The sequence below is a fragment of the Pseudoalteromonas sp. NEC-BIFX-2020_015 genome (assembly GCF_012952265.1).
Taxonomy (GTDB): domain Bacteria; phylum Pseudomonadota; class Gammaproteobacteria; order Enterobacterales; family Alteromonadaceae; genus Pseudoalteromonas; species Pseudoalteromonas neustonica.
Genome location: NZ_JABCJL010000002.1, coordinates 182,660 through 195,253 on the forward strand (window position 1 = coordinate 182,660; position 12,594 = coordinate 195,253).

The window sequence follows — 12,594 nt, forward strand, 5'->3', positions numbered from 1 at the left end:
AACCCTCTCCTTTAATCTAACTTTTTATTTTTTAAAAGCGTTTGTAGATATTCAATATCTTCATCGTTTAGCTTTTCTTCTTTTATAAAATGTGCGATTAAGCTTCGCGAATTCCCTTTAAAAAACCGCTGCATAAAACCAGGCATAACTTGTTCTGATAACGCATCCTGAGTGATCAGAGATCTAAAAACAATTGCACGCCCATCTTGTCCACAGCGCTCAATGGCACCTTTTTGTTCAAGTCTATCGATAATTGTTTTAACCGTTGTGTAGGCTACTTTTTTGTCTTTTTGTGTATCTGCTAAAAGTACTTTATGTAACTGACTAGCTGTGCACGGTTCGTGCTGCCAAAGTAATTGCATAATATCCATTTCAAAATCGCTAAGTTTCATTGTTGCTCCTATTACTACACTTGTAGTTGTACTGTTACAAATGTAGTAGTAAGCAGTCATAGTGTCAATAGAAAATTAATGAATAAGTATAATTAGTCTGAAAGTGGAAATAAGGGCTTTAATTTCAATAAATTAACGATGCACAGTTCAGAGTTTTAATTACCCTAAAAAGTAATACTTTAAATCAATAGCTATTCGTAGAGGTAATATAGGCCGTGACTGCAATTAAATATGAGTAATACTGATTATTTTAAGTGCAACACTATAAGAAAGTCATAGTCTCAGGTAGAGTAGCCCAGCCTTTACAATATAACTTAAGGCACTCTTAATTATCGAACACTGACACCTCTAATTCGCTAAGCAAAACATATGAGAAGCTCTATTAATGCCAAGTAATCTATTAAATCGGCCAATTATTATGGTTCAACTACAACAATTAAGAATATTAATTGCTGCTTTACTGGCTATACCGTTATTTCTTTGGATGGATAGCCCTGCTGGCGATGTAACGTTTGGCAATGGTCAATTAACAGCAAACATAGCCGTATTCACTATTTTTATGGTGGGGGTTTTGCATTGTAATAGCCGAACTCGTACTGCCATGTTAATTGGAATTTTAGTTGGGTTTTTAGGGGAGTGTTTATTTTCGTTAGTTTTAAATATGTATAACTATCGGTTTGATAATATACCACTGTGGGTCGCATTTGGTCATGGGATGATATTTGGTCTTGTGTATCGCGCTTCTAAAAAACCGTTAATATTAAGAAATACGCAAAAACTAAAAATCATTTTGTTAATTGGCATCATACTATTCTCTACTTTTTGGTTTTTTGCCGAGAATGATGTATTTGGATTTATATGCACTTTGGTATTTTTAGCCTTTTTAATAGTGGCTAAAAAATCACAACTGTTTTTCTTACTGATGTTTTATGTGGTGCTGTATATAGAGTTAGTCGGTACATATACGGGTACTTGGTGGTGGCCTAACAACCTATCGAGTATTGCAAGCTTACCTAGTAGCGGTAACCCACCAACGGGGATTGCTGTATTCTATTTTTTATTCGATTTTGCTGTGTTTTATATTTATTTACACGCTATAAATCGAGTCACTCTAAAAAGATATAGGCGTTTTGAACAGCGATTAAAAGCAAACCCTTAAAACGAGTTTTATTGTTGAAACTTATCGCTCAGTAATGATGCTGAGCGATAATCCGTCATGTATACCCAAGCCAGTTCAAGATGCTATTTCAGTTGACGTTAAAAGCTATTTAGGCAAGGCATTATTGTAAAGTAACGCCTTGATATTAACCCCCTGTGAAACGCTGAAGTCTCTATGTTGTGGTAGCAGAAGTACATGCTAATGTACTTCTGCTTTACTTCTGAGCTTTTGAAACAGCCAGCTCAACGCCACCAGAGACAGCCCTAAACCAATAAATGAAATTGCTTTTAGTAAACCCGTTAGGTTTGCCATATCAATTAAGAATACTTTAACAATGACTGCGCCTAGAATACCCAATCCCAGTTTTTGTAGTAACAATTGGTGTTTTAAATGACCACTAATAACGACTAGCGCGCCAAGGGCTAACCAAATCACAGAATAGCTGTATAGCTCGGCATCACTAGCACCTTTTCCTAGGTGGATAAACGCACCTTGCCAATACTGACGAATAAGCGCATTAATTGCTAAAAACGCGAGTAGCCCCGATACACCTACGACTATAGCACTGAGTGTTGTATTAAGTGGTTTAACTAATTTAGCCAGCCAAAGTGCAAGTAAGCCTGGTACAAACCAAGTTAATAACACCCAGTTAAACACTGGGGTTTCGCCAATATATAGGCGCTCAAATAAAGGGTTGTTATCAAGTGATGTATTTAATAACAACAAAGCCGCTAATCCCGCAAGCGATAAGCCTGCCACTTTATAAAGCTTCCCTAACTGCCCTGCACTTTGTGAACGATATAAATAAACACAACCTAAAGCGAGCCAATTACAGCTTAGTAATACTTGCTCATAAAAACTTAATGAAGATAACTGTGGGTAGTGGCCAACAAGCTGATAACTGGTCTCTGTTGTAATAAACAGTGCTAAACAATGTAGTGTTGCGCCTTCGAGCCAGATTTTCATACCAGTTTGTTGCCACTGTTTTGCCGCAAACCAAAATAACCCAACGCATAACGGATAAACCACCGCGCTCCAATGTAACGATAACAAGGTTAAGTCAGAGTAACTTGCAATCCATGGTGCAAAGGTTAAACGGGCAAGCAACACAGCCACCAGCGCTTTAATTGGCCAATGCGGCATTGGCACATTATGGCGTTTTACTAAATAACTAATAACGAGCACTTGAATGGCTAGAGCAAGCGTTAATCCACTATCAGCTAATAGCATGGTTAAACACAGTGTTATATTGGCATTCGCGCCAATCCAATAGCTAAATTGTTGCCATTGAGTGCTGGCGGCTTGTGAGCGCTTAATTAGCACGCCACTGGTCAGTAATAAAATAACTGTCCACACTGGATATGCAACATCTAAATCCTGCTCAGGGGTAATCGTGTAAAGAGTTGCTAACATAACAAACACACCAAACGATGCCAGCAAATGAAAGGTTAGGCGTTTTCTATAACGAGCACCAAAATAAAGCCCATAGCAGCAAAAACCAATGCCCAGTATTAATCCTAAGCCATAAATACCTTTAAATATAAATAAGTGATCATCACCATTAAAGTGCCTCTGTTGGGTGATCACTAAAACCACAGCAACCACTAATGCAAGCCCCTGCCAGAGATCCCATCGGCTATTTTGCAAAACCAAAAACAGTAATATAACAATTGTACACAGCCCTATAATTTGCCACTGCATGCTGGCCAATGACATCACGATTGCAAGCAGTAACGGCACTACAATTGCCAATAATAATGGGTTGTCAGGCAATAACTTAAGTAATCGCTTAAGGCTATGCGGGCGGTATTCGAGTAAGCGTAGCATTAACCCTAAGCGCGCCATCGCAATCAGGCCAATAATAGATAACAACGCAAACCCACCTACAAGGTAATATTGCTGAGTATTCATTATGCTCAATGCGACCCAATACCAACCAATGTGGCATGTCCAAAGTAAATACCACAACCAATTGCGTTTTACTTTTTGCGCAACCAGTACCGCCGATAAAGTAACAAAACCAATATACATAAGCAGTGCCATAAGGTTGCCACTGCCTGTATTAACCCATATTGGCACGCTGTAAGCGCCAACAATGCCAAGCACGGCTAATAACGGCCCTAAACGCAACGCCATTACACTTGCCGCTAATGCTATAACTGCTAACATAACAAAGGCTGCAGTAGGGCTTAACATTGCGTAACTTGAATACGCAAGTAGAGTTAACGCAAAGCAGCTAATAAAACCGCCTCCCGCTAGCGCCGCAGGCACGTAGTTATTAAACCCTTCAAAGACAATGCCTTTCCTATGTAAATATTCAGCAAGGCCAATGAGTGTCACGCCAAATAAAGCGCCAAATGTAATGCGTAATGAAGGCGACAATAAGCCCGCTTCTAAACTGTATTTAGCTAAAAATATTCCACCGAAGGCTAGCGCAATCCCCCCTATCCAAGTCATCCAATTTTCTTGTAGCTGAGTTTTAAATTGACTTAAAAAGGTATTGAAAAAAGACGGTTGTTTTTTAACGCATGAGGGAGACGCTTGTTCATGCGATACTGGCTTGAAGGTATCTGGACTCTGCGGCGGCTCTACTGCAAATGATTGCACTGAGCGAGTTTGATGGGCTGCTGCATCTGTGTTGGTTATATCCGGATTGTCTGTCTCAGGATCATGCGGGTAAATACTGTGTGCATAAGCGCTTTGCATATCCGTGTTTTGCTTATTAAGCTGCGATGAATCCTGCTGTAAACTCTGATCTTTAGAACCTAACGCGCTATCTTTCTTCTGATTTAATACATAAGCCAGTTGCTTTTTTAATACCGTAATTTCATTTTTCAGCCCACCGAGCTGAAAAAAAGCAACTAAGCCTGCTATTGAACCTGCCAATATAATTAGTATCGCTAATACAATTAGCGCTATACCATCGTCCATTTTTCAATCCTTGGATATCTTTAATACCTCCGTTATAACGTAAAGTGTATTTAATATAAACACAAAAATCAGCGCTACTTTTTATAGCGCTGAAATTCATTTGCGTTAAATTATTCGACAGATTGCGTAATAGTGCGCTCTAACGTCATCTTATAGCCCGTACTACTGGCTTCGTCATGCTCAAGTATTAAAATATAGTTACCCTCTTGGCTAAAATCCATATCACCTTGCTGCATCAACACTATTTGCTGCCCGTTATCTTCATACAATACATAGGTGGTGTAAGTTTCATTATCAACAACGACGCTTTCTTGGCTGTATTGATCAATACCCGTCACTCTATTTTTTGCATCATCAACCGTTTCGCCGTTTAAGGTAAAGACCACATCGACATCAACAATATTTTGCCCTGCATAACTATCTAATAAGTTAACAACAGTCACTTTATGGCTATAACTGCTTGGCGTTAAATCTTCTTTTAATGTCAGCATTCGTGGGCCAAACTCTTTATCGGTATAAAAAAGTCCAACGTTACTTTGCTCACGTTCAAGGGTGAGTAAAAAATTATCAACAATGTTATCACCGGTATCATTCGTCATCGCAATACTGTAGCTATTAGGTGCAAGCTCAAGGTAGTTAGAATAGGTGTCGTTTGCAGTCAACTCAGATGGGTAACTTTGCGCGCCTCTGGTTACAGTAAAGCGAGTTTGGGAATAATCATCTATGGTATTAATAAAACGAACTTGCCCTTGCGCTGCCTGATGCTTTAACTGTGTCACGCTATTACTTGAGGTCACAATATCAAGTGCGATACCGTCATCTTGCGTAGCATAACTTGGGCGTATCATCATTACATAGCTGGCATTGTCGTTTAAATACACCGTAGCTGACTCAAAAATAACATTGGTGTCGCCACTTTGCGTGAGATATAAAGTGTAATAGCCTTCATCAATACTTTTTAAATCTAGCTCATTTAAATAAGTAGGTGACGTTATTAACTCTGCGGTATCAAACAGTCCATCATCATTAGCTAAGTAAACATCAAAGCTGATGTTCTCTCCTGCAATATTATAAAAACCTAAATTTAACTTACCATCATCGCTTGTGGTGGGCACGCTGAGTTCATTAATCGCTGGCTCAGCAAAGTCGCTGTTCATCACTAATAATTGGGTTACGCTATCTTTTACGTCGACGGTTTGCTCTTTGATGGTAATGTAACTGTCGTTTGCATCTAAATACTGTAGGCTAATATCATAACTATTTGTGCTGTAATTATGGCGCGTAGTTACATTGCCAAAGTCTGTACCTGAACGCTCAGCATCATCAATAAATAAGCGTGTGTATGGGCTATTATACGAGCCATTGTAAAGTTGAATGTAACCACTTTTGCTGGTGGATGAATCTCCTCCCGAGCAAGCTGTTAATGTTGTTATTAGCGTTGTTGTTAAAGCAATTTTAAATAGTGGGGTATTCATGGAATCAATTCCTTATTGTTTATAGTCGGCTTTAGACTCCTAATAAAGTTAATAATTTCATGATTTACAAAGCATTACTCCCGCTTACATAGCTTTACATACTTGTTAAAAACTGTGTAAATGTGCAAACAAATCGCACATTTACTCATAGTGATATTGCTTAATTATTGCGTGCGCTTATTAAAACTAAACTGAGCTTCTGACTGTAAATCACCACTTAAATCTCGCGCAGTTGTATAAAAACTCACATCAAGTTGATCGTCTTCATTATCAAGGTTTATGTGACTAAAGCCCCACACAAAACTCTTTGACCACACTAAATCATACTGAGGATACTGACGCGCTTGATACTGCGCAAACGGCGTATGCTTACCACGCATTTTTGAAGCCGCTCCTGAGATGATCAACGGTAACTTACCTTGACTATTGCCTGAGTCGTACTGTGTACAATCATCCGTTAATAGCTCTAAATCGTGCTCATGTCCTGCAATATAACCGTCTGCATATTTACATAGTGTAGGCATTAGTAAGCGCCTTAATACATGCCCTTCACTGTATTTTGTACCACCTATTGACCATAAAATATGGTGGCCATACACTAACTTCCACTTCGCCGTTGAGTTGGCAATGCCTTGCTTTAGCCATGCGAGTTGTTTAAGGTCTTCACCATTTTTGGGGCCTTCATGCTGCTCATGAACTTCAAGCTCGGCGGTGCCACTTGCTATTGCTTGGCCCTCATCGCCTTCACTGCCATCTGAATTCAGTGGTACTTCATAGAATGTCTGCCCTGCTAACAGCATATTGGTATCCAGTACAAAAAACTCTACATCATTACCTGGAACCCCTTTTTTATAACTGTAATAACCTTGCTCTTCCATATAAAAATTGGCCTGTTTTGCCATCCACTGTGTTTGTAAAGCAACACCTTTACGCGAGCTTTTCCAGTCATGATTACCCAATGCTGAATACACAACTAAATTGGGGTCAACATCAAACAACGGTTTAAGTGGCGCATACACTAAATCGTGCAGACGCTTTTGATCGTCTTTACCGTCATCGGCATCGGCGCCATCTGGGTATACGTTATCTCCCAATTGAATAGCAAACTGGCACGCTTTGGTTTTACATAGCTGAGCCATAGCTAAGCCAACCGCTTGTGCCCCACCTTGCTCTGTTGCAATATCAGTTCCGGGATAAACATAAATAGGCGCATGATCAAACTCAGCTCTGGGGCGGTAATCTTCAAGCCAATCGTTAAGCTCAGCAGCAATAAATTGCTGCTTGTTCTTTGGATTTTTAAGGTGCTTTATTTTTGGGTAATCCACATGGTACCCGCCATCACCAAACGCTAAGAATGCAATATCGGCGGTACCTATATTTCTCTTTTTTGGCTTATCTACATTTTGATATGTGCAACCTGATGCGGCTAAGCACACACTTAATACCAACCATACTGTATTTAATTTATTCATAACATTCTCAATAGCGAGCTTGCATAATTGCAAGCTCATCAATATTTTTATAAAGAAGAAAACGTAAAGCCCAACTCAAAGGTGCGCCCGTATGATTCATACTGATAGTTATAACGCTTATCAGAATGATATAAATACAATGGTTCATCAGTTAAGTTTGTCGCATTAAAGTACACATTAATATTATCGCTAAAGTAATACTTGCTACTTAAATCTAACTGCATATGACTGTCTTCGTATACAGCCATATCTGCATCATCAAATTGAAAGCTCTTACTTTTATAAGATGCACTTAAGCGAGTGCTGATTGTATTGTTCTCAAAACCGATGAGCACATTTGCGACGGTATCAGCTTGGTTAGGTAGTTTGTCATCAGCATTAATAAATGTGCCGTTGGCCCCTAATAAAAAGCCTGATTTAAAGGTTTTATTCCAGTTTAGTTCAACCCCAGTTAACGAGGCTTTGCCACCATTGACCATTTGGACTACTTCATCAAAACCATCCCAGCCGACATTTCCTTGTACTTCTTGTTGCACAATAAAGTTATCAATATCTTTATAAAACACCCCAGCAGATAGCACGCCAATCGTGCCCGGATAGTATTCTATTGATGCATCTAAATTCATTGATTCGTATGGGTTTAAATCGGGGTTCCCAACTTGTGCTTTACGTTGCGTTTCAATAACGCCATCGTCTTCGGTGGTTTCGCTCTCGATAAGTTGATAAGCAGCGGAGTCGCTAAATGTAGGCCGTGCAATGGTATTGGTATAGGCAAACCGAGTAACCAATTTATCATTAATGTTGTAACGTAAATTTAAGCTTGGTAAAAAATAATCATAATCTTTGCTAACCTGCCACGGTGTTGTGGTGACGCTTTCCGTGTCATTAATTTCATCTGTAATTAACTCCACTTGATTACCTTGAGTATCAAAATCAGTTGCTTCATAGCGTACACCAGCCACTATATGTAACTTATCTATATCTATGCTAATCATTGCATAGGCGGCTGTAATATCTTCATTACTTATATAGCTCTCACCATCAGATTCAACTCGAGATTCATTGCTGTTTAAATCAAACGTCGCTTTATTTGTACTAACAAACTGAGCTATCGCATGTCGACTTAACCCTGGGCCAAACTTACCTAAGTCATAGTTTGGCGCTAAAGTTGCAAAATCATTGCCCATCGCATCTAAAAAATCGCCATCGTAAATCGCTACATTTACATCGTTACGTTTTTCACGGCGCTGCTGTTTAAAGCCAAACTTAAACTCGCCATTGTTATTTTTCCAAACAAAATCACGCGTAAAATCAAGCTTAAAGCTCAGTTCTTCATCGTCGCTAGTATTATTAATAACCTCAACTTTGTCCATTTCAAACAGCGCTAAATCATGCGCATTAGCTGATTGAGTTAGCATTGGCGTATCAGTACGCGCGGTGTAACCCATATCAATATTCTCTGCTGCAAAGGTAACATCAAGACGGTTTGGTTCTTTTTCTTGAGATTTTGAATAACCTACATTGTATTCAACAAACCAATTATTTAGCTGGTTTTCACCCCCTACCACCATTGATAAAATGCTTTGCTCTTCGTATCTGTCTTTCGTGTCGCGGTCCATTTCTGCGCCAGTAAAACTTCCCGTGGTATCGTTACTTTGCAGTAATTTTCCATCACTGAATTTATATTCGTTTCGCTGGCGGTATTCGTCATCTGAAAAATCACTGTACAAAGTACGTAAGTAATATTTATCCGTCGCGCTCGTATGTAAATCAACATTAAGCGCAGCGCCTAAACGCTCTCGAGTTATTTGATAATGGCGCTGCTCAATTTCTTCAGCACCCATAATTGTTAGATCACTTCCTGTTGCTGCGTCTTCAACTTTAAATTCACTCCAGCCGCCATCGGTTTCTATATTTCGTGATCCAAAATCACGTTTAAACCAAGATACCGCTGTCGCTATACCTAAATCAACACCGCCATCAAGCTCATATATATTGGTATAACTACCGGAGAGCTTGGGGCTAGCTTTTGATTCTAACTCGTTATATGACCCATGCGCTGTAAAGCTATAGCTCTGCTTTGCTTTATCAAAAGCACTTAAACTTTTCACTTCAATAGAGCCGCCAATGGCACTGGCGTCCATGTCTGGCGTAACTGTTTTGCTTACTTCTAAACTTTGAATGAGCTCACTTGGGATCACATCCATTGCTACAGAACGCACACCCGCCTCAGGCGAAGGGACATTCAAACCATTCACTGTGACATTATTTAAATTAGGATCAATACCACGGATCCCAACAAAGCGGCCTTCACCTTGATCTCGGGCAATAAAAATACCGGGTAGTCGCTGTAATGACTCTGCTGCATTTTGATCTGGAAATTGGCCAATTGAATCAGCACTCACCACCGACTTTAAATTATTTGCATTTTTTTGACGGTTAATCGCCCCCGCTTGCCCAGCACTTTGTCCATAGACAATAATGTTATCAATCGCTTCTTGCTGCTCACCAATAATAATTTGCTGAGTGAAAACTTGTGAATCCACCACCGTTATTTTTTGTTCTACTGATGGTGCGCCAATGTATTCAACTACTAAGGTGTAGTCACCGGCTGGTAGCTTATTAAACGAAAACGAGCCATCGCGGTTACTAACGGTATTTAAGTTTAATTCTTTAACCGATACTTTCGCGCCACCAAAATACACACTTTGGCTGGCATCTGTAATACGTCCTTGCACACGGCCATCGGCGAGGGCTGGGGTCGCATATAAAATGCCACAACACGCTAATGCAATACTCGACTTAATAAAAAGTGACGTCTTAAACGGGTTCATAATTGTTCTCTTGGTTGCTGCTAGTGATTTTAATTATTTGCTTGGCCATACTTGGCTTGCAGCAACACCCTAAGGGGCAATCATGAAAGAAATATGTCAGTCCTTCAGGCAATACTGTTAATTCACTGTTATTAGGCTTTTTTAAGCACTTAAAGAGCTTGAAATGAGCCAATTTGACCCCTAGCCAAACTGTATTTTTCAACTAAAAGACGCGGTGTTTAGCGAAATAAATCACTGAACGTAAAAAATATGTCATCACTGTGAGCTAATCTGACCCTAGTGGCATTAAAGCTGTTTGCTTATTCTGCCAATCAGACATGACCAATTGAGCTCAATATGAATTTATCGTTTTTAAAATTACACCGCTCATTACTACTGATTTTAGTGGTAATGCTGGCCAGCGTATTAACCCTGACATTAAGCTACGGCCAATACAAAGGCCACAGTGAAGTTGATTGGTTTGATGTTGCGGGCGAAGGTGGCATAACTGCCATAACCTTAGTGTGGATATTTTTTATTCTACTAAGCAGGCCGAAGGGACGAGTAACCAATTTATTATTCGCCGGTCTTGCGATTATGAATCTATCTATGACATTAGATTTTATTGATGAGTTTGTCAGTTATAGCGATGAGCAAGCATGGCTCAGCACTATTGAATCAATTCCCGCCCCTTTTGGCATGATTTTAATGACTATTGCGCTTTATCATTGGCACCAAGAACAAATGAGCATAAATCAACAGCTGCGTAATCGGGAACGCTTTTACCGAGAACACCAACTCAGTGATGCCATTAGCGGCCTTGCCAGTGCTGACTATATGAAAAGCCAAATTAATCGGGAGCTAAACTTGTTACACCATAATCTGCATGGTTTTTCATTGCTGATGTTCGATATTGCCCAGTTTGATCGCTTTAATCGCCAATTTGGCGACGCTGAAGGCGATAATCTGCTGCAAGAGTTTGCACAAGTGATCACCCTCAATGTCCGCGAACAAGACTTAGTATGTCGTTACGCCAGTGATTGCTTTATTGTCATGCTACCTAATACAAAACTAGCTGTCGCTGAACAGCTGAGTTTATCTATTGTCGAGGCATTAGAGGCATTTTCATTTAACAGCAGCGATAACACGCTGACCTATAATCAAAAAGTGCATACGAGTTTAGTGACTGCAACAACCTCTGACTCGACGTCAGGTTTGTTAAGTAAGTTGCATCAAGGACTATTAAAAAATAAGCACTTGCACGAATATTCTGATGAGCAAACTGCGTGAATGCTGGTGTGAATGCTAAATCGGGCCAGCTAAGCTATATCGACACGCCGTGCCAAGGCTTGCCGTCGTGGGCGGCACAACTCGTTGATTTAGCAAAGCACCGTGGAGTACACCCAGATAAATTACTCAAAGGCACTAAATTATTTTACCAAGATTTTGCCGCAGGAACGGCTTCGCTCAGTGTTGAGCAATTTTATCGATTACAAGAAAACTGTCGTCAATTTGATAACCAACACCAACTCAGTTTTTTACTCGGGCGTAAGCTACTCAATCACAACCCGTTATACAGCGCATTTTCTCAAGCCGAAAGTTTACGTACACTGCAAAAACTACTCACCCGTACTCCTTTGCATGGCTTTAACTTATTTAATGCCGAACATAAATACCACCAAGGCCGCCATTACTTCATTATTAATCTCAGTTTTGGGGCAATAAATGTAATCGTAGAACAATTTTGCAGCGAATTATTTGCCAGTTTTATAGCCGCAACTTGTAAGTGGCGAATAGGAAATAACAGTGATCTCTGTTTTTCATTTCCTTACCCTGAGCCCAAACACATAGAGCAGTATCACACTAACCTGCAAGCCAGCTGCAAATTTTCACAACAGTTATTTATGATCAGTATTAGTGATGAGCTGTACAACAAACATTTAATTGATAGTTGCCCAAGTTTATTTCAACAATCGTTAACCACCATACAGCAGCTGCCGCTACCTGCTAGCTCTTGGCTGCAATTGGTACGTGATCATATTGCAGCTCATCCACGGCACAGCCTTGAAACCGTTGCCCACTATTTCACCATGAGCCCGGCTACATTTAAGCGAAAACTCAAACAGCATCATACTCGTTTTAGCGCCTTACAAGATTGTATCAACCGTCAAACAGCGGTGTTTAACATTACAACCTTAGCGCAAACTAACGAAACCCTCGCAGGCGAACTTAACTTTAGTGACCTAACCAATTTTCGCCGCGCATTTAAACGCTGGACGGGGACGACCCCCTCACAATTACGAAGCATCATTACAAACAATTAAATTAACAATTATTACCAACCTACGACTC

Annotated in this window: 8 protein-coding genes; 3 read left to right on the top strand and 5 right to left on the bottom strand. The window is 39.9% G+C overall.

The features are described 5' to 3' along the window. Positions 1-11 precede the first annotated feature (11 nt). Positions 12-392: a BlaI/MecI/CopY family transcriptional regulator gene (locus HH219_RS02345; protein WP_169326514.1), complete on the bottom strand. Its 381-nt coding sequence runs from the start codon at positions 390-392 to the stop codon at positions 12-14. A gap of 385 nt (positions 393-777) precedes the next feature. On the opposite strand from HH219_RS02345, the gene HH219_RS02350 reads away from it, so the two are divergent. Further along, positions 778-1,551: a hypothetical protein gene (locus HH219_RS02350; protein ID WP_169326515.1), complete on the top strand. Its 774-nt coding sequence runs from the start codon at positions 778-780 to the stop codon at positions 1,549-1,551. 198 nt (positions 1,552-1,749) lie between these two features. On the opposite strand, the gene HH219_RS02355 is transcribed toward HH219_RS02350, so the two are convergent. The 4 genes from HH219_RS02355 to HH219_RS02370 form a co-directional block, all read right to left on the bottom strand. Then, entirely contained in the window at positions 1,750-4,482 is a 2,733-nt protein-coding gene (locus HH219_RS02355; protein ID WP_169326516.1) for a DUF2339 domain-containing protein, read from the bottom strand. Between the two features lie 110 nt (positions 4,483-4,592). Beyond that, the gene (locus HH219_RS02360) at positions 4,593-5,957 is read right to left on the bottom strand and encodes a hypothetical protein (RefSeq protein ID WP_169326517.1); all 1,365 of its coding nucleotides are present in this window, start codon (positions 5,955-5,957) and stop codon (positions 4,593-4,595) included. A 164-nt stretch (positions 5,958-6,121) separates the two neighbouring features. Beyond that, positions 6,122-7,429 carry a metallophosphoesterase gene (locus HH219_RS02365; RefSeq protein WP_169326518.1) on the bottom strand — a complete coding sequence of 436 codons (1,308 nt, stop codon included), beginning with the start codon at positions 7,427-7,429 and terminating at the stop codon, positions 6,122-6,124. A 47-nt stretch (positions 7,430-7,476) separates the two neighbouring features. Then, positions 7,477-10,263, bottom strand: a complete 2,787-nt coding sequence (locus HH219_RS02370; protein ID WP_169326519.1) for a TonB-dependent receptor — start codon at positions 10,261-10,263, stop codon at positions 7,477-7,479. A 336-nt stretch (positions 10,264-10,599) separates the two neighbouring features. On the opposite strand from HH219_RS02370, the gene HH219_RS02375 reads away from it, so the two are divergent. Further along, on the top strand, positions 10,600-11,532 hold the full coding sequence (locus HH219_RS02375) for a GGDEF domain-containing protein (protein ID WP_169326520.1): 933 nt from the start codon (positions 10,600-10,602) through the stop codon (positions 11,530-11,532). Beyond that, positions 11,529-12,566 (top strand): AraC family transcriptional regulator, encoded by a 1,038-nt coding sequence (locus HH219_RS02380; RefSeq protein ID WP_169326521.1) that lies wholly within the window; start codon positions 11,529-11,531, stop codon positions 12,564-12,566. Before HH219_RS02375 ends, HH219_RS02380 begins: the two co-directional genes overlap by 4 nt. Positions 12,567-12,594: the final 28 nt, after the last annotated feature.